Source organism: Limibacter armeniacum (assembly GCF_036880985.1).
Taxonomy (GTDB): Bacteria; Bacteroidota; Bacteroidia; order Cytophagales; family Flammeovirgaceae; genus Limibacter; species Limibacter armeniacum.
Genome location: NZ_JBAJNO010000009.1, coordinates 2,981,930 through 3,000,654, shown reverse-complemented (window position 1 = coordinate 3,000,654; position 18,725 = coordinate 2,981,930). Strand labels below are relative to the sequence as shown.

Below are 18,725 nucleotides of genomic sequence, written 5' to 3'. Positions count from 1 at the left end.
CAAGGATTATTATAACCTAAACTTAAATTTTTGCGGACGCAGAAAAATTACTTAGCTCTTTCTACGACTTCTACCAGTCTCCATCTTTTTCTCTTAGACAGAGGACGTGTTTCCATGATTCTCACAGTATCACCGATGTTACAATCGTTTTTCTCATCGTGAGCCATGAATTTCGCCGTTTTCTTCACGAACTTACCGTACATCGGGTGCTTTTGACGACTCTCAACAGCTACCACGATCGAGCGGTCCATTTTGTTGCTCGTTACGACACCGACTCTCTCTTTTCTGAAGTTTCTTTGCATCGTTATCAGATCTTCAATTGTTAGGATTACTTGTTGATCGCTCTCAACACCATTTTCTTGTTAACTGGCGCTGCGAACTTGTTTTTCTGCAGGAATTCGCTTACTGACTCACGTGTCACTGACTCTGCTGCTACTTTCTCGTTCAACTCAGCAGTAACTTTCTCGTGAAGAACAGTTTTCATTCTTGCAATCTCCTTCTTCAGAGACCTGATAGTTGCCGGACTCTCAATTGGTGTCACGGCATGAGCAAATTGCAGCTCCTCCAGTTGCTTCTGTGATTCGTTGATCTTAGCAGACAACTCCTCAGCAGACATTTTCTTGATTTGATCTTTCAGTTCTTTCGTCTTCATGATGATTATCCTACGTAGTCTGGTCTAACCACAAATTTCACGCTGATTGGAAGTTTCTGAGCAGCAAGTCTCATTGATTCCTGAGCTCTCTCCAATGATACACCTTCAGACTCGAACAGGATCGTACCTGGTTTTACAGTCGCTACCCAATATGAAGGAGCACCTTTACCTTTACCCATACGAACCTCAGCTGGCTTCGAAGTCACTGGCTTATCTGGAAAAATACGGATCCAAACCTGACCTTCCCTTTTCATCGCTCTGTTAATCGCAATACGCGCAGCTTCGATTTGTCTGGAAGTGATCCATCCTGGCTCCAGCGCCTTCAGACCAAAGCTACCGAAAGCGATCGTGTGGCCTCTCTGAGCGACACCTTTCACTCTTCCTTTCTGCGTCTTTCTAAACTTTACTCTTTTTGGCTGTAACATGACAAAAATCTACTTTAATACCCGCCAAAACCGTTTTGGCGAGCGAAAAATTGCTTAAATTAAACAGCACACAAAAAGCACCCTTAAATGCAAGGCATTTCGAAAGGCAACTCCTTGTTATATATTACGTTGCGTAAATTCTGATTTCATCAAATGGGACTTATGTTTATGTCAAATAAACACAGTTTCCCGCGTATTGGGACTGCAAATGTAGCAACTCTTTACTGAAATACAAACAGTTACCCATAAATTTATAATATATTTATCAGAATCACGTCAAAGAAGATTGCCATTGATAATTAGAGCCGGTTATTCAACACTTACCAAGCCTGAAAACATTCCCATCATCAACAAATATTTATAACTTTAGGTTACTTCTTTCTATAACAGATTTTTGTCAATTTATCTTCCGTAAAAGAATTGACTATTAACTCAATAAGCTTATTTTTTTGTAAGTTTTCTTACTAGTCATATCCCCCATTGCTCATCCTAATATTTATAAAATGAAAAATCCTGGAAACAATAAAGTTGTTCTGATCGGAACAGGGTTCGTCGGAATGTCATATGCCTATGCAATGCTCAACCAAGGTGGTGCCGGTGCCCGTGAATTTGTACTTATTGATGTAGACAAAGAAAAAGCTATTGGAGAGGCAATGGACCTCAATCATGGACTTGCTTTTGCGCCACGAGCTCTTCGAATTTGGGCTGGAGACTATAAAGACTGTGCAGATGCCGATCTTGTGGTGATTTCAGCAGGGATATCCCAACAAAAAGGAGAAACAAGACTCGAGTTGTTAACCCGAAATGCCGCCATCTTCCACGATATTGTTGAGGAAGTCATGTCAAGTGGTTTCAATGGGATATTCTTAGTTGCTACTAACCCCGTTGATATTATGACCTATCTTACATGGAAATACTCTGGACTTCCGCAGCATAGGGTTATTGGGTCAGGCACCACTCTCGATACAGCCCGATTAAGATATATGCTGGGAGATAGATTGAATGTTAACCCTAAAAACGTACATGCCTATATCATGGGCGAACACGGAGACAGTGAGTTTGCTCCTTGGTCAGTAGCAATGGTGGGTGTTAAACCTATTCTCAAATATGTATTTGATAAACAGCTTGACTTCGCTGAACTAGAAAAAACATATGAGGGTGTTCGAGATGCAGCCTATCATATTATAGAAAAAAAGAAAGCGACTTATTATGGCATAGGTATGGCTTTAACCTCCATTACGGAAGCGATACTTAATAACTCTAGCTCCATACTTTCCATTTCCTGTTACCTTGATGGGCAATACGGAATTACAGATGTCTATATGGGCGTTCCATCTATACTACACAGAAACGGAGTGAAAGAAATAATGGAACTTAGTCTCACCGCAGAAGACCTGGGAAAACTTCATGCTTCAGCTCATATCCTACAAAACACTATCAAGTCAGTAATAGATAAGGAAGAACTTCAGCAAAAACCTAAAAAAGCCCCAGAAACGAAAAAGACAACCTCTTCACAAACTGCGACCAAAAAGGCTCCTCCAAAAAAGAAAAGTAAATAAGTATCCAACTCTTACAAACTAAAAATTTGGCTGAAGTCGTAACTGTGACTCACTTCAGCCAAATGCTTTTATTGCTTGTTCTTCGTATCAACCACTATTGTAACAGGACCATCATTTACAAGTCCTACTTTCATATCTGCACCAAACTCACCTGTCTGAATAGGTTTACCCATACTCTTTTCAAAAGCCTGAATGGTTTTTTCATATAGAGGAATTGCTATATCAGGCTTAGCAGCCTCAATAAAAGACGGCCTATTACCTTTCTTTGTACTAGCGTGCAGTGTAAACTGACTAATTAACAACAGCCCTCCATTTACATCCATCAATGAAAGATTCATTTTATCATCCTTATCACTGAATATGCGCATATTCACGACTTTCTTTACGAGCCAATCAATATCTTCCTGACTATCATCATGTCCTATTCCTAACAAAACCATTAAGCCTTGTGCTATCTCTCCCTTGACTTGATTCTCAATCGTAACATTTGCTTCACTAACTCGCTGAATTACTGCAATCATATAATACTTGTTTTATTAAGTTCTGAATATGCCTTCTAGTCAGAGACAAAAATAATAGAATCATAAAGTTTCCGAAAAATGTCTCCTTTTATGGCTTATGATATATCTCACCTTTCGTTTTTTACGCTAATCCTTAAATTTGTTCAGCTTTTTATATGAAATTGCACACAGCGAATACCTTTAATTCACGACTGATATAAAATAACATAAAGTAATCATGGCTGATTTTTCTTACCAGAAGCCTTTCCCATTGGGAGAGGACAAGACTGAATACCGATTGGTTTCAAAGGACTACGTATCAACAATTGAAGTGGATGGCGAAAAAGTCCTTAAGGTAGATCCAAAGGCTTTGGAAGTACTGGCTGAGCAAGCAATGGCTGATGTTTCATTTTACTTACGTCCGTCTCACCTACAAAAGCTTGCTAAAATTCTAGATGATCCTGAAGCGACAGATAACGACCGTTTTGTAGCTTATACACTGCTTCAAAATGCTGTAACTGCTGCAGAAGGACAACTTCCTAGCTGCCAAGATACAGGTACAGCCATCGTTATGGCTAAAAAAGGCGAAAATGTATGGACAAAGGCTAACGATGCTGAATACCTTTCAAAAGGCATTTTCAATACCTACCAGAACCGCAACCTTCGCTATTCTCAAGTGGTTCCTTTAACCATGTTTGAGGAAAAAAATACTGGTACCAACCTTCCTGCACAAATTGATATCTATGCAGAAAGCGGCAGTAAGTATGAATTCCTGTTCTTGGCTAAAGGTGGAGGTTCTGCCAACAAGACTTTCTTGTACCAAAAAACAAAAGCCCTTCTAAATGAAGAGAGCTTAGCTGAATTTATTCAGGAAAAGATCAAAGACCTGGGTACAGCTGCATGTCCTCCATATCACTTGGCTGTAGTAATCGGTGGTACTTCAGCTGAAGCCAACCTTGCTACAGTTAAGAAAGCTTCGGCTGGATATTTTGATAACCTGCCAACAGAAGGAAACATGGGTGGACAGGCTTTCCGTGACATTGAATGGGAAGAGAAAGTACAAGAGATCTGTCAAAAGAGCCATATCGGAGCACAGTTTGGTGGTAAGTACTTTACACATGATGTAAAGGTAATTCGTTTGCCTCGTCACGCTGCATCATGCCCGGTCGGGATTGGTGTAAGCTGTTCTGCTGACCGTAATATTAAGGCGAAAATCACTGAAGAAGGACTTTTCGTAGAACAGTTAGAAATGGATCCAAGACGTTTTCTTCCTGAGCAAGCTCCTCACCTTGAGAAGCCTGTTGAAGTTGACTTGAACAGACCAATGGATGAAGTACTGAAAGAACTGTCTAATTATCCGATCAAAACTCGCCTGAACCTCAAAGGGACACTGATCGTTGCTCGTGATATTGCACATGCACGTATCAAGGAAATGCTGGATAAGGGTGAACCTATGCCAGAATATTTCAAAAACCACCCTATATATTATGCAGGTCCTGCTAAAACACCTGAAGGAATGCCTTCTGGAAGTTTCGGACCAACAACAGCAGGAAGAATGGACCCATATGTAGAGCCATTCCAAGCTAAAAAGGGGTCAATGATCATGCTTGCAAAAGGTAACCGTTCCGCTGCTGTTCGTCAAGCTTGTGAAAAGCATGGTGGTTTTTACCTTGGCTCTATCGGAGGACCTGCTGCGATCCTTGCTAAAGAAAACATCAAGTCTGTTGAAGTAGTAGACTTTGAAGATCTAGGTATGGAAGCAATTCGTAAGATTGAAGTAGAAAACTTCCCTGCCTTCATTATCTGTGATGACAAAGGAAATGACTTCTTTGCGGAGCTATAATTAAATAGCACCCTAAATATATAAAACTGAAAGGCTACTCATTTGGGTAGCCTTTTTCTTTTTCAAGTTACTGCAAACATTTACTCCTACCCTATTTGTTCTCTTACATATACAACACGAAAAATTAAACTTCTCATGGAATTCCGCACAGAAAAAGACACCATGGGACCTGTACAGGTTCCTGCAGACAAATATTGGGGCGCTCAAACTGAACGCTCCCGTAACAATTTCAAAATTGGCAATCTTACCAAAGAGCAAATGCCTCTTGAAATCGTCAAAGGATTTGCCTACCTCAAAAAAGCCGCAGCACATACCAACTATGAGTTGGGGGTATTAGATGAAAATAAAAAAGAGCTTATTTCTAAAGTTTGCGACGAGATATTGGATGGCAAGCTCGACGATCAGTTTCCTTTAGTCATTTGGCAAACAGGTTCAGGGACACAGTCAAATATGAACGTAAACGAGGTTATTGCTAACAGAGCCCATGTCTTGAATGGAGGCAAACTAGGAGAAGGTGAAAAGCCAATTCACCCAAATGACGATGTCAACAAATCACAGTCATCCAATGACACTTTCCCTACAGGCATGCACATAGCTTGCTATAAAATGATCGTAGAAACAACGATTCCAAGTGTCAGACAACTTCAGCAGACCTTAAAGAAAAAAGCTGACACCTTTATAGACATCGTGAAAATCGGTAGAACTCACCTGATGGATGCCACTCCACTAACTGTAGGTCAGGAACTCTCAGGCTATGCGGCACAACTTGATCACGGACTAACCGCTCTGGAAAATACCCTTTCTCATTTATCTGAGCTTGCTTTAGGCGGTACAGCAGTTGGAACAGGTATTAATACACCAGATGGATACGATGTACTTGTAGCTGAAAAGATTGCCACTTTCACGAAACTTCCATTCAAATCAGCAGCGAACAAGTTTGAAGCGCTCTCTGCACATGATGCTATTGTAGAAACACATGGTGCTCTAAAGCAAATTGCCGTTTCACTTATGCATATCGCAAACAACATCAGGCTGAATGCTTCAGGTCCTCGTTGTGGTATTGGAGAATATACAATCCCAGCAAATGAACCCGGCTCATCCATCATGCAGGGAAAGTAAACCCTACTCAAGCTGAAGCGCTTACCATGGTCGCTGCACAGGTAATAGGAAATGATGTTACAATCTCAGTAAGTGGTACACACGGGCAATTCCAACTAAACGTATTTAAACCCGTGATGGCTGCAAATTTCCTTCAGTCTGCGCAATTGATTGGGGATGCTTGTATATCATTTGATGAACACCTTGCAGTTGGATTGGAAGCCAATCAGGAACGGATTGACCAAAACCTTAACAACTCATTGATGTTGGTTACAGCGCTTAATACTCATATAGGTTACGAGAAAGCTGCAAAGATTGCAAAACATGCACACCAGAATGGAACGACGTTGAAAGAAGAAGCTATCAAGTCTGGTTTCCTATCTGAAAAAGAGTTTGATGAATGGGTTGATCCAACCAAAATGGTAGGTAAGAAAGGTTAATTTAGACAAAAGCCTTTTCCAAAATATGAAGGAAAAGGCTTTTTCATTGATTTACATTGGGCATAACCAAGAAATTTTCTTTTTTTTACTTCCAAAACTTCCAAGTTCATTTATAATATTAGCAGCGATTACTCTGTTTTATTACATATGGACCATGTTTTGTACTATGTTGATTTTAGTCAACGAATCATGAGTTCGATCAATTCGTATTACTATTAAAAGCAGACTACTATATTTTTTAATCTATAAATACCTAAAGAAATAAAATGACAAATACTGTTATGAGAAAACTTATTCTTGCTGTTGTAATGGTTGTGGGTACGATTGCCGCAACAACATTTACTGCTCAAGCGCAGGATAAAAAAGCGGAGAAAAAAGAAAGAAAGGAGTGGAAAAAGAAACTGAAACAAATGGATCCACTTGAATTCCGTGACCTGACACAAGAAGTAAATGTACTTAGAGGACAGGCATCAGGTTTGAAATCAGAAATTTCAAAACTGGAAAAACAAACAGGATCACTTAAAGATGAGATTCAATCTAAGAATGACAAAATCTCAGAACTGGAGCAAAAGCTAAGTGAAGCTAGCTCTCAGCCAAAAGGTGATGATTGGACTAAAGGAGTGGTCTACAAAGTTCAAGTTGGCGCTTTCAAAAATGAGCGTCTGAAAGATTACCAAGAGAAAGGTGCTTTCTGGGAAGAGGACGAAGACGGTCTTAAAAAATATACAATTGCTCATTTCCGTGATTACAACGAAGCGGATCACTTCAAGAAATATATGAGAGCAATGGGCATCAAAGACGCTTGGATTGTTGCTTACGAAAACAATGTAAGAAAAGACATCAAAGACGCTCTTGAAAGCCAGCAGCAAAATGCTCCTGCTCAAAGCAAAAAAGAAAGATCAAGAAGATAATTTCTGATCTTATTCAGATATTGTGAACCCCTTTGCGACAAGCTTAGGGGTTTATTTTTTGCTTGATCTTTTTAATTAAACCAACATGGCTGAACCTCTCAAAAACATTTACTCCGAAAGTTTCATTAGGCTACTTTCTGAACAACTCGAAAGCATTATCCCTGACTTCAATAAATCTGAATTTACAGAAAAAATATACGATGAAACATGGGATACACTCGAACTGAAAAGTCGTATGAGACATATTAGTCATACACTTCATCTTTTTTTACCAAAGCCATTTCCTAAAGCAGTAAACTCTATCCTTGCATTAACCCAAGAGTTGAAAAAGCTTGATATCGGTGGTATGGGATTGGCATATATGTTTTTACCAGACTATATCGAGGCTTATGGATTGGAACACACTGAACTCTCTTTAGAAGCATTTGAGGAAATAGTCAATATATGTAGCCCTGAATTCGCAATACGTCCTTTCATTCTTCAAGATGAAAATACTGTTATGACAAAAATGTATCAATGGGCTGAGAGTCCTAACTACCTGTTGAGACGTTTTGCCAGCGAAGGTTGTCGTCCCAGACTCCCTTGGGCGATGGCTTTACCTGCTTTCAAAAATGACCCTTCTCCAATTATGCCTATTTTGGAAAAGCTTAAAGCAGACGATACCCTCTTTGTTAGAAAAAGTGTCGCCAACAATCTCAATGATATCTCAAAAGACCACCCTGAGTTGCTGGTAAAAACAGTTAAGAAATGGCAACATCAGCACCAACATACAGACTGGATACTCAAACATGCAAGCCGTACACTACTCAAGCAAGGTCATAAAGACATCTTACCTCTATTTGGGCTAGTCTCTCCTGATGATATCTCTGTTGAACTTACAAACATCTCATCTCCAATTACAATTGGAAATGATGGGATATTCGCTTTTACAATCCAAAACAATGCTTCAAACGTGATGCTATTACGGATCGAATACGCCATTGACTATTTGAAAGCCAATGGAAAACATAACCGAAAGGTTTTTAAACTTTCTGAAATAACTATTGGTGCAAAACAGACATTAAAGTACAGTCGCAAACAATCCTTTGCCAATATGACAACCCGCAAGCACTACAAGGGTTTACACCGACTGTCAATTATCATTAATGGTATAGAAAAAGCTACAACAGACTTTGAACTGATGTAAAACAAAAAGGGATTCTCTGTCATATGAGAATCCCTTTTCCATTTATACTTCATAATGTCATTACAACTTCACAGCATCGACACCATCTGTTGAAAATACTTTCAACTCTCCATCTTCATCGTAAATCAACAAACCTTCCAACTCACTATGACTAGAAAGTATCTGCATGGCACTATCCTTACCCAATACCATAAAAGCAGTAGCATAAGCATCTGCTGTCATACAATCAGGAGCAAAAACAGATGCACTCAATAGTGAGTGCTGTACAGGATACCCTGTTCTTGGATCAAGTGTATGTGCATACTTCTTACCATCCTTAATATAGAAGTTGCGGTAATTTCCAGAAGTGGCCAAAGCTTTGTCTTTCAGTTTTACGATAGCTGAAGCTGCCTTACCTCCTTCTTCCTGATATTTAGGGTTATCTATTCCTATTGCCCATACATCACCTTTTTCATTCACTCCACGGCAAACGACTTCTCCTCCAATCTCAACCATATAATCCTTAATACCCTTTTTGTCCAGTAGTTGAGCCACGACATCAACACCATACCCCTTTGCCAAAGCACTGAAGTCTAACTGCACTCCTTTTTCAGTCTTTTTGACCTGGTGGTCGTCAAATTGAACTTTATCCATTCCTATATAACTCATCAGAGAGTCCACCTTTTCCTCATTCAGTTCCTGACGTTTTCCTGGACCAAACCCCCAAGCTTTTACTAAAGGCAAAACAGTTGGTTCGAATGCTCCATTTGTATTTTCGTATATCTCATAACTGGACTTGAGAATTGGATAAAAGAACTGCGATTCATAAACTAAGCTATCATTATCATTGAATCGAGAGATCTCAGAGTCCTTGATATAAGTTGACAGTGACTGGTTAAATACAACAAGCAAGCTATCAACTTCGTCCTTCAACATTCTTCCTTCGAGATCAATATACTTGATATGATAAATTGTTCCCATCGTTTGTCCTTCGATCAGAAAGTGGGTCGTTTTTTCAGGCTCACTATTCTGTCTGTATAACCAAACAGCCCCCATTAGGGCAAAAAGCACTACTGAGTATACAATATTCTTAGTTCTATTGTCCATCTGATTTTGTGTATTAAATCTGTTTGTTAGAAGCTATTCACATGATTTGTAAAGCAGTATACCCAAAGCCTTCCGCTTTACGGACGTAAAGATAACAGCTTTTCTTTCGTTCAAGACAGAATGCTGCTATCTGATAGTTATATTGAAAAAATTTCACTAAAATTATTAAAGATTGGGCCATGCTATGCCCTGCCATTGACTGAGACTACTAATCCTATTTTTTGCCGTGCAGAAGACACTTAGAACATTCCAGAAAAGGCTAACAAACCTTAGCAGCAAAAACCGATCACTGCTCTTACTCAAGTTGCTCAAGAAACAGCACATTGACCTGCTCGAACTTGACTTCTTGGAAAACACGTCTTCTTATGAGTTAATCGCACAAGTGTTGCGTACTACCAAGTCTGTACCTGTCTGTGCTGTAGCAGATAGCCGGGACCAGCACGCCAACCAAGTAAGTCATCAGCTCAAGGACATTCATCGTACAGAAAAATTCATCTATGAAGAAAGTGGCAGCAAGGACCTTTTTATAGGTTATCCGATGCTTGAAGGTAAACTCTTCAATGATATGCCCATACGCTGTCCGCTGCTCTTTATCCCTGTGACATTAGAAAGTCAAGGCAACAAATGGTTGCTACAGCGCAGACAAGACGTAGCGATCACTTTCAACAAAACTTTTCTGCTTGCCTATTCCTATTTCAATAACATTCCGCTTGACGAGAACTTTATCGATACTGACTTCTCACAATATCCATCCGATTTAATTCCATTTCTGACAGAACTTTACAAGGAAGTTGAAGAATCGGCACTTGAAATTCACTTCAATCAAGAAAATTTCGAAAGTAAACTGGTTCCGTTTTGGGATTACAAAAAAGCTGAGTTTGAAGAGAAGTTAGGGACAGGCCAACTCAAGCTTTTCCCCCAAGCTGTTCTTGGCATTTTCCCTCAGGCAGACTCATACTTGATTCCTGACTATGATCAATTATTGGAAAAAGAGCACCTGCAAGAGTTTGAAGACTTGGTGGGAATTGACTTAGAGCCTCAAACACAAGCAGAAGAAAAGCTATTCACACCATATCCGATAGATGCCTCTCAGGAAGATGTTGTCAAAAGACTAAAGAATGGACAGTCAATTGTAGTACAAGGCCCTCCAGGTAGTGGAAAGTCCCAACTGATTTGTAACCTGGTTGCCGACTACATTAGTAGAGGCAAGAATGTTTTGGTCGTTAGCCAAAAGAAAGCTGCCCTCAATGTAGTTTTCGATAGGCTTGAAGAAAAAGGGTTGGCTAAGTTTTCAGCCTTGGTACATGACCATAAACATGACAGAGCAAAAGTCTATGACAAAATCCTGAATCAGGTTGAGGCGATTGAGCAACACCAGCTAAAAAACAACAGTTTGGATGCCATATTCATGGAACGCTCCTTTACACAAAAGTGCAGGGAGATTGAAATGCTGACAGAGCAACTTGAGCAATTCCGCAACGGGCTTTTCTCTTTTGAAGAGTGTGGTAAGTCTGCCAAAGAGCTTTACCTGTCATGTTCAGCCCAAGCTCCATCGGTAAGCCTCGTTGAGTATTTCAAGCAATTCCATTTTGACGAATATGACCAGTTTGTCAATACACTCAAAGACTATGTTGCCTATTACCGATTTGATCGCAGCTCCTATATTTGGTCTGAACGAAAATCATTTGCCGGATATGGTATAGGTGAATTGAAAATACTGAAAGAGGTACTAGATGAGGTGCCGAAGTTCCGTGATGAAATGCTTCAAGGAATTAAAGATGTTCTTAACCTTGAAGTTGGGTTTAATGAATGTGAAAGACTACTTGATAAAGAGCGGGAGATCCTCCGTTTTATTGACTTACTCCAAGACGATGCAACATTTAAAGCTTTCCAGCAAAGCTTGGATTACCCTACCTCAGAAAGCAGGTTAAAACAGTACGGGAACAAGCTATTAAACACTTTTGGTGAATATGGATTAGAAAAGTCTGTTGACAGACATGAACTCCCTTATTGGCACCAGCAAGCTACAGAGGCTGCGGAAGTACAACTTAATTGGTTCAAACGCAGTCGTTGGAAGATGTTTGCAGAGCATCGAGAAGACCTTCAGGAGTTATTACTCAAAAACGGCCTGATGGAAGGACAGGAACACGTTTACGATATATTGGTTGCCAGATTGGACAACAGAATGAACTATGAGCACTATGCTTCAGAACTTGGAAACCTTCCTTGGGTACTGCCCCTCCCTAAAGACTTTGAAAAAGGCAGCATTGAAGCTTGGATTGAGCGTCACCTGAATGCGTTAGCAGCTAAAGATATTTTCGAAAAGCTTCACATTGGACTACAGTTTATCGATATCACGCATATCACATTTCCTCAACTGCATAAGATATTACTGTTTATCATTGAGAAAGGGCAGGTTATCAAGAATAACAGGACAAGGTGGATCAACTACCTTGATCCGAGAATGCTAAATAAACTACTCAGAAAAGACATCAATGCAGATCACCTGAAACAAACACTGCACGATGACTTTGAAGCATTGTGTGCTTTTGATAATATGAAAGACGCACTGTATGCTCATGAAAGTGGCATGATTGAAAAAGTACTGGAGTACAATCCAAAGGCAACTCCAGAAGAATCTGAAAAACTGTTCCACAATAGTATCCACCTAGCATGGCTGGAAAGTCAGGAAAACCGTTACCCTGTTCTGACCATGGTATCAAGTGGAGAAATAGAAAAACTGGAAAAGCAGCTTCAAAAAGCACTGACAGCCAAGGCTGAAATGTGTAAGGAAATTGTACTACTGCACGCCAGAGAACGTACCTACAAGTTTATTGAGTATAACAGACTTGGGAACATGGTCACTTACCGAGACCTTAAGCATCAGGTAAGTAAGAAGCGCCTTGTCTGGCCAATGCGAAAACTGATCAAGCACCATGTCAATGAGCTATTGGACTTGTTGCCTTGCTGGATTGCCTCTCCGGAATCCGTATCCACCCTTTTCCCACTTGAAAAGGTATTTGATTTGGTCATATTTGATGAAGCCTCTCAGTGTTTCGCTGAAAAAGGTATTCCTGCCATGTACCGTGGCAAGCAAGTAGCCATTTTGGGCGATGCCAAACAGCTTTCTCCTTACGACTTATATCAGAACCGATGGGAAGAAACGGAAGATGATGATGAGTACAACCCTGCCCTTGAGATGGTTTCTTTATTGGATTTGGGTGAACGGTTTTTACCACAAACTATGCTTAAAGGTCATTATAGAAGTCAGTCTTTGGACCTGATTGATTTCTCTAATCAGTATTTCTATAAAAACAGGCTTTACTTCCTTCCAGAATATGACAAGTTTGTACAAGGAGATAAAGGGATCTCGTTTGTACATGTCAGTAATGGCACATGGCAAAACAGCACTAATCTACCTGAAGCAGAGGAAGTAGTAAGAATTACCATTAAGCTATTACAGGAAGGATTACGAAATATTGGTATAATCACCTTCAACTATAAGCAACAAGAGCTTATACAAGAGTTACTTGAAGCACAACAAGTCCGTATCCCTGACAACCTATTTGTAAAGAATATTGAAAACGTGCAGGGTGATGAAAGAGATATCATTATTTTTTCTATCACCTATGCTCCAGATACAGCAGGAAGACTAAGGGCTAATTTTGGTTCACTGAATGCTATTGGTGGAGAAAACAGGTTGAATGTAGCGATTACCCGTGCAAGGAAAAAAGTATATGTTGTCAGTAGCCTAATGCCACAACAACTCAAAGTTGATGAAGCTAAAAATGATGGTCCAAGGTTACTGAAACGTTATTTGGAATACGCATTTGATGTATCAGCAGGAGAATACAAACCAACCATTGCTGCCGTAAGTCAAACACCTTTTGGACTTTACCTAAGAGATAAAATTGAGAAAGCGGATGGATACTTAGGTTCATTACAACGGGATTTACCTTTTGCTGACCTTTCTATCAAAACTGATAAACATGAAGGTTTGGTACTGACTGACGACGACCTTTACTTCCAAAGCATTTCGGTTAAGGAATCGCACGCCTACCTACATTTTGTATTGACTCAAAAAGGATGGCAAGCACAAAGGTTCTACAGTAGGGAATTCTGGAAAGACCCCGAAAAGCTTATTGGTATGGTAAAAGCATTTGAAAAAAGTGTCTGCCTGAATAATGAAAATGATAATCGTCAAAAAGCAGGAAGTCCTTCAGTACCTGAAGTTGAAACCAGAACAGAAAAAGGAGAAGTCTAGACTTCTCCTTTTTTTATGCTCAAAACTTCTTCACGTTTCCTGAGCCTTCAATATGGGTACTCACTGTTTCAGGAGTTCCTCTATAATAAACACTTCCACTTCCTGTAATATCAACATCCAAGTACCTTTCTACAGCTACTTTGATATTTCCAGACCCACTGATATCAGCCTGTACCTTTTCACAAAGGTAACTTTCAGCATCTATATTACCTGAACCAGAAAGTTCTAATGTTGCCTCAGTAGTTCTTCCTTCCAAGGCTACCTTCCCCGAACCACTTAACCGCACTTCTGTTTTTTCTGATTCCATTTCCGCCTCAATATTCCCCGAGCCAGAAAGTCGTATTACTATACGCTCCAGACCTTCAAAGGTATTTTCCGTTCTTATTGTTCCTGAGCCAAACAAAGAGATTTGCTTGAGAGTTTCCATACTTATATAAATTCTAAGTACGTCATGCTGCCTGACATTTCGTTCCTCATCAACTTCCAAGACATTGTCTTTGACATTCAGCTTCAAGTTATCTAAAATGTTATCCTGCCCTTCCAAAATGACATCCTGTACAGCTGATTGTACCAAATACACATCAGCCGAATTATAGAACTTAATACCTTCTATTTTGTCCGGAAGTTCCACTGAGCGTATTTTTATTTCTCCCTCACCAACAATACCACTGTTATCACAGGAAATTAGAAATAGGGCAAATAATACTGACACTAGAAATGATACTCGTTTCATAAAGAGGTTATTGACGTTAATAAATAGTTATACTATAACTAAGAATCCCCCAAACCAATTCCCCCTTATTCCCAAATAGAAAATCATAAAAAAAGCCGAAGCGGTAAACTTCGGCTATTTATAATTATGTCTGAATGTCTTCTAAATTACAGGATATAATGGCTCAAATCTCTATTTTTCACCAATCCTGACAGTCTTTCATGGACCATTTCTTTAGTTACAATGATATGTGCATTTGGTCCAATCACATCTGGCACATCAAACAACAGCTCATTCAGCAAGTGACTCATCACAGTATGCAGACGTCTGGCCCCAATGTTTTCGATTTCCGTATTGATTTGGAAAGCAATAGAAGCCAATTCCTCCAAAGCATCATCATTGAATGTCAATTCCACATCTTCTGACTTAAGCAGCTCTTCGTATTGTTTAGTCAATGCATTTTTAGGTGCTTTCAGAATTCTATTAAAATCTTCTTTCGTCAGGCTACTTAGCTCTACTCTAATCGGGAAACGACCTTGAAGCTCAGGAATAAGATCTGATGGCTTAGAAATATGAAATGCACCTGCTGCAACAAACAGAATATGATCTGTATGAACGATACCATATTTAGTATTGACAGCACTTCCTTCTACAATTGGAAGTAAGTCACGTTGCACTCCTTCACGGCTCACATCAGGACCTTGCTTGGCACTTGAACCTGCTACTTTATCAATCTCATCAATAAAGACAATACCCGTATTTTCTGCCTTGAACAAAGCTTCTTCCTTCACTTCATCCATGTCAATCAACTTGGCACTTTCCTCTTCCAACAAGATTTTACGTGCCTCACCGATGCTCACCTTACGCTTCTTGGTTTTCTTTGGAAGCATTCCACTGATCATCTCTTGAATATTCATCATAGAGACCTCATCCATGGCACCACCTATTACGCCAATACCTGAATTATTGTTCTCTACTGTAATATCTATCTTACGGTCTTCTAACTCACCATTTCTCAGTTTTTCACGGAAACGTTCACGCGTTTTCTCATTCAACTCATGGTCTGGGGATAGAAACTCGCCTTCTTTTACGGTATTAGCACCTTTCAATGGTGGAATCAAGGCATCTAAAATGATGTCTTCCACAATCTGCTCAGCACGTTCCTCTACCTGCTTCTGCTTTTGCTCTTTTACCATGCCAACAGCCTGCTCAACCAAGTCACGGATCATGCTTTCCACATCACGGCCAACATAACCGACTTCTGTAAACTTGGATGCCTCTACTTTTACAAAAGGGGCATTGGCAATTTTGGCCAACCTTCTTGCGATCTCTGTTTTACCAACACCAGTAGAACCGATCATCAGGATGTTATTCGGCATGATTTCCTTTTTCATTTCCGACTTTACATTCATCCTTCTCCAACGGTTTCTCAAAGCGATGGCTACATTTTTCTTGGCATCGTCCTGACCAACTATATATTTATCAAGTTCTTTTACAATTTCTCTTGGGGTCAGATAATTCGCGTTTTCTAGCATTGGCTTAAATATTTTGATTGTGTTTGGGGACCTCTTCTGTTTTAGTGCAGTTGTGCTTTTTATCAGGCTCTATTAAAACCTCAAAAGACATTGCCTCCCTATAATTTAATCAATCACTTTCTTTTTTCTAGTAAACAGGGAACGAGTATCAGCAATCAAAGAAAAACTATTCACACCTCCTGCTACGTGGTGCCATGCTCTTGTATAGGAAAATCTGAATTTCCTGACATTCAGCATTGCTCCCATCGAAGCTCCGGCAAGTCCTCCTTGACCCTCCAATACCATCTCCCTTCTCCGCAGAAAATTGTATCCAAAACGGAGGTTCACGACCTTACCCAATACAAACTCTCCTCCAAGTACAAAATGGCGTGACAATTTGTCAGCAAAACTCACATCTTCATTAATTTCATTACCAAATGCGTCGATCTGACCGTCCTGAGATGGGTCATCATAAGCAATATCAAACTCGTGCAAGTGGTGATAAGTGACAGAAAGGCGCACAGGCATCTGCTCAGGTTTAAACGAAATACCAATTTGTGAGTCAAAAGGCATCCGGAATTGTTGTGTAGAAGAAAACTCACTAAAAGGGAATCCTATATTCTTAAACACCATCCCAATAACCAAATCTTTATCGGGGTGAATAAAAGCACCTCCCATATCCATAAATAGTCCTGTTGACTGGTAGTCTCCAATGCCGGAATAAGCAAACTTTAAGTTCGTCCCCAACGAGAATGGTCCTACTTTATGTGCATTGGATACTATAAAAGCAAAATCCTTCACTTGAAAGGTTCCCAAAGAAGCTCCTGTTTCATCATAAGCATCCATACTTCCATAACCAATATACTGCATACCTGCTCGCCAAAAGCCCGATTTCCCTGCTTGCTGTCCATATGAAAGGGATGTCTGACCGATGTCAGCATAGTAACTGTAATAGTTGAGCGCCACCTGCCTATCCATGTCTTCATTTTGTAAGGCGGGGTTTGCCCAAAACATATCCATATCCACCCCTGCAGAGGTCACATTCACACCTCCCAATGCCAACTGGCGGCTCGTTGATGGTAAGTTCAAAAAATCGAAGGTACCTACACCTCCTATCTGAGCATAACCCTTAAGGTTACCTAACAAACAGATCAGTATTGTAAGTACACCAAAGCGCATTCCCAACATATCAGTTAAGTCTCTTTTCATACCGTTCAGCATTTTCAGGTATGAAATCGTATTTGTATAAGTTGATTAATGTGATCAGTTATTATTTGCTTCTGACTTATAATACAATGTAGAGCAATTCTCCTTTACCAAGTATTTATCCATTGCCTTGTTCACATCCTCGGCCGTTACTTTTCGGACCAATACTTCTTCTTCATTAACAAGGTTGGGGTTTCCCATGATGGCTCCATAAGCTAATGCTACAGCGCGTGGTAACAACTCACTTTTTCCTGCAGCAATACCAAACTCCACTTGGTTTTTCACCTTTTCCAATTCACTTTCTGTGACTCTTTTTACCTTTACCTCTTCAATCAGTTCCTCAATAGCGAGGTTTGCCTCATCCAAAGTTACTCCCTGCTGTAGTCTACCCGCAATGCAAAACAAGCCTGGATCCAAAGATCCTGTGATATAAGCATTCAGTGAACTAAAAAGACGCTTTTCTCTTACCAGTTTCTGATACAATGGTGATGATTTTCCTCTACCCATTACATCACTCAATAAGTCCGTTGCATAGTAATCGCCTTCACCACGTGCTCCCATGTGCCACACTTTATACAGTGCATCTACCGGTACATTTTCTGTCACTTCAGTAAACCTTGCCTCTGTCTGTGGTGATTCCTTTGGGATATCTCTCTCAGGCACTTTTCCAGCAGGGATAGGCCCAAACCACTTTTCAGTAAGTTCCTTGACCTGATCCAAAGTTACGTTACCAGCCACAACCAAAACTGCGTTGTTTGGACGATAATGCGTAAAAAAGAAGTCCTTTACATCTTCCATAGTCGCATCTTCAATATGACTTACTTCTTTTCCTATTGTAGGCCACTTATATGAATGTTCCTTATAGGACATCTCTCTTAACTTATGCCAAGCGACACCATAAGGCTGATTCAGATAACGCTGCTTGAACTCCTCAATTACGACCTTTCTTTGTACCTCCAATACATTTGGATCAAAAGATAGGCTCAACATTCTGTCAGACTCTAGCCAAAAAGCGGTTTCAATGTTTTGGGCAGGTAATGTCACATAATAGTTGGTAACATCAGGGGAAGTATAAGCATTATTGGAGCCTCCTACACGCTGTAATGGCTCATCATAAGATGGCACATTGACAGATCCTCCAAACATCAAGTGCTCAAAAAGGTGGGCAAAGCCCGTTTTATGCTCCTCCTCATCACGTGACCCGACATTATACATAATATTCAGAACTGCAGAAGGAAATGTATGGTCTTCATGAACAACCACTTTTAGTCCGTTGTCCAAGGTAAAACTTTCAAATTGGATCATTAGTTTTGCACAGTTTTGTAAGGT

Annotated in this window: 14 protein-coding genes and 1 pseudogene; 6 read left to right on the top strand and 9 right to left on the bottom strand. The window is 40.0% G+C overall.

Going from position 1 to position 18,725, the window contains the following annotated elements; translation table 11 throughout:
* Nucleotides 1–47 precede the first annotated feature (47 nt).
* The 3 genes from rpsQ to rplP are packed head-to-tail and all read right to left on the bottom strand — an operon-like array spanning nt 48 to nt 1,077.
* Complete coding sequence (gene rpsQ / locus V6R21_RS30170) at nt 48–302, bottom strand: 30S ribosomal protein S17 (RefSeq protein WP_334247212.1); 255 nt, start codon at nt 300–302, stop codon at nt 48–50.
* 26 nt (nt 303–328) lie between these two features.
* The gene (rpmC, locus tag V6R21_RS30165) at nt 329–652 is read right to left on the bottom strand and encodes a 50S ribosomal protein L29 (protein ID WP_334247211.1); all 324 of its coding nucleotides are present in this window, start codon (nt 650–652) and stop codon (nt 329–331) included.
* A gap of 5 nt (nt 653–657) precedes the next feature.
* On the bottom strand, nt 658–1,077 hold the full coding sequence (gene rplP / locus V6R21_RS30160) for a 50S ribosomal protein L16 (protein WP_334247210.1): 420 nt from the start codon (nt 1,075–1,077) through the stop codon (nt 658–660).
* Nucleotides 1,078–1,580: 503 nt separating this feature from the next.
* Here rplP and V6R21_RS30155 point away from each other — a divergent pair.
* Entirely contained in the window at nt 1,581–2,636 is a 1,056-nt protein-coding gene (locus V6R21_RS30155) for an L-lactate dehydrogenase (protein WP_408613114.1), read from the top strand.
* A 68-nt stretch (nt 2,637–2,704) separates the two neighbouring features.
* On the opposite strand, the gene dtd is transcribed toward V6R21_RS30155, so the two are convergent.
* Nucleotides 2,705–3,157, bottom strand: a complete 453-nt coding sequence (gene dtd / locus V6R21_RS30150) for a D-aminoacyl-tRNA deacylase (RefSeq protein ID WP_334247209.1) — start codon at nt 3,155–3,157, stop codon at nt 2,705–2,707.
* Nucleotides 3,158–3,374: 217 nt separating this feature from the next.
* On the opposite strand from dtd, the gene V6R21_RS30145 reads away from it, so the two are divergent.
* From V6R21_RS30145 to V6R21_RS30130, 4 genes and pseudogenes are all read left to right on the top strand, one after another.
* Nucleotides 3,375–4,979, top strand: coding sequence for a fumarate hydratase (locus V6R21_RS30145; protein ID WP_334247208.1), 1,605 nt, complete (start codon nt 3,375–3,377; stop codon nt 4,977–4,979).
* Nucleotides 4,980–5,114: 135 nt separating this feature from the next.
* A pseudogene (gene fumC / locus V6R21_RS30140) lies at nt 5,115–6,517 on the top strand (class II fumarate hydratase).
* Between the two features lie 281 nt (nt 6,518–6,798).
* Nucleotides 6,799–7,428 (top strand): Ezrin/radixin/moesin family protein, encoded by a 630-nt coding sequence (locus V6R21_RS30135; protein WP_334247207.1) that lies wholly within the window; start codon nt 6,799–6,801, stop codon nt 7,426–7,428.
* An 85-nt stretch (nt 7,429–7,513) separates the two neighbouring features.
* Nucleotides 7,514–8,614, top strand: a complete 1,101-nt coding sequence (locus tag V6R21_RS30130; RefSeq protein WP_334247206.1) for a DNA alkylation repair protein — start codon at nt 7,514–7,516, stop codon at nt 8,612–8,614.
* A gap of 60 nt (nt 8,615–8,674) precedes the next feature.
* Here the strand turns inward: V6R21_RS30130 and V6R21_RS30125 are convergent, their stop codons facing one another.
* Nucleotides 8,675–9,700 (bottom strand): FAD:protein FMN transferase, encoded by a 1,026-nt coding sequence (locus tag V6R21_RS30125; protein WP_334247205.1) that lies wholly within the window; start codon nt 9,698–9,700, stop codon nt 8,675–8,677.
* A gap of 226 nt (nt 9,701–9,926) precedes the next feature.
* Between V6R21_RS30125 and V6R21_RS30120 the strand changes: the two genes are divergently transcribed.
* A complete protein-coding gene (locus V6R21_RS30120) occupies nt 9,927–13,964 on the top strand; it encodes an AAA domain-containing protein (protein ID WP_334247204.1) in 4,038 nt (1,345 codons plus the stop codon).
* Nucleotides 13,965–13,983: 19 nt separating this feature from the next.
* Here V6R21_RS30120 and V6R21_RS30115 read toward each other — a convergent pair whose 3' ends face one another.
* The 4 genes from V6R21_RS30115 to V6R21_RS30100 all read right to left on the bottom strand — a co-directional run bounded on the left by V6R21_RS30115 (nt 13,984) and on the right by V6R21_RS30100 (nt 18,701).
* A complete protein-coding gene (locus tag V6R21_RS30115) occupies nt 13,984–14,697 on the bottom strand; it encodes a head GIN domain-containing protein (protein ID WP_334247203.1) in 714 nt (237 codons plus the stop codon).
* A 146-nt stretch (nt 14,698–14,843) separates the two neighbouring features.
* Nucleotides 14,844–16,211 (bottom strand): ATP-dependent protease ATPase subunit HslU, encoded by a 1,368-nt coding sequence (hslU, locus tag V6R21_RS30110; RefSeq protein ID WP_334247202.1) that lies wholly within the window; start codon nt 16,209–16,211, stop codon nt 14,844–14,846.
* A 105-nt stretch (nt 16,212–16,316) separates the two neighbouring features.
* Nucleotides 16,317–17,399 carry a type IX secretion system protein PorQ gene (porQ, locus tag V6R21_RS30105; RefSeq protein WP_334247201.1) on the bottom strand — a complete coding sequence of 361 codons (1,083 nt, stop codon included), beginning with the start codon at nt 17,397–17,399 and terminating at the stop codon, nt 16,317–16,319.
* Nucleotides 17,400–17,453: 54 nt separating this feature from the next.
* Entirely contained in the window at nt 17,454–18,701 is a 1,248-nt protein-coding gene (locus V6R21_RS30100) for a M16 family metallopeptidase (protein WP_334247200.1), read from the bottom strand.
* Between the last annotated feature and the right edge of the window lie 24 nt (nt 18,702–18,725).

What these genes read in the sequence shown, in the direction of transcription:
- V6R21_RS30130 (WP_334247206.1), top strand. Translation starts at nt 7,514, where the DNA reads ATGGCTGAACCTCTCAAAAACATTTACTCCGAAAGTTTCATTAGGCTA.
- V6R21_RS30155 (WP_408613114.1), top strand. Translation starts at nt 1,581, where the DNA reads ATGAAAAATCCTGGAAACAATAAAGTTGTTCTGATCGGAACAGGGTTC.
- V6R21_RS30100 (WP_334247200.1), bottom strand. Translation starts at nt 18,701, where the DNA reads ATGATCCAATTTGAAAGTTTTACCTTGGACAACGGACTAAAAGTGGTT.
- porQ (WP_334247201.1), bottom strand. Translation starts at nt 17,399, where the DNA reads ATGAAAAGAGACTTAACTGATATGTTGGGAATGCGCTTTGGTGTACTT.
- V6R21_RS30115 (WP_334247203.1), bottom strand. Translation starts at nt 14,697, where the DNA reads ATGAAACGAGTATCATTTCTAGTGTCAGTATTATTTGCCCTATTTCTA.
- rpmC (WP_334247211.1), bottom strand. Translation starts at nt 652, where the DNA reads ATGAAGACGAAAGAACTGAAAGATCAAATCAAGAAAATGTCTGCTGAG.
- rplP (WP_334247210.1), bottom strand. Translation starts at nt 1,077, where the DNA reads ATGTTACAGCCAAAAAGAGTAAAGTTTAGAAAGACGCAGAAAGGAAGA.
- dtd (WP_334247209.1), bottom strand. Translation starts at nt 3,157, where the DNA reads ATGATTGCAGTAATTCAGCGAGTTAGTGAAGCAAATGTTACGATTGAG.
- rpsQ (WP_334247212.1), bottom strand. Translation starts at nt 302, where the DNA reads ATGCAAAGAAACTTCAGAAAAGAGAGAGTCGGTGTCGTAACGAGCAAC.
- V6R21_RS30125 (WP_334247205.1), bottom strand. Translation starts at nt 9,700, where the DNA reads ATGGACAATAGAACTAAGAATATTGTATACTCAGTAGTGCTTTTTGCC.
- V6R21_RS30145 (WP_334247208.1), top strand. Translation starts at nt 3,375, where the DNA reads ATGGCTGATTTTTCTTACCAGAAGCCTTTCCCATTGGGAGAGGACAAG.
- V6R21_RS30135 (WP_334247207.1), top strand. Translation starts at nt 6,799, where the DNA reads ATGAGAAAACTTATTCTTGCTGTTGTAATGGTTGTGGGTACGATTGCC.
- hslU (WP_334247202.1), bottom strand. Translation starts at nt 16,211, where the DNA reads ATGCTAGAAAACGCGAATTATCTGACCCCAAGAGAAATTGTAAAAGAA.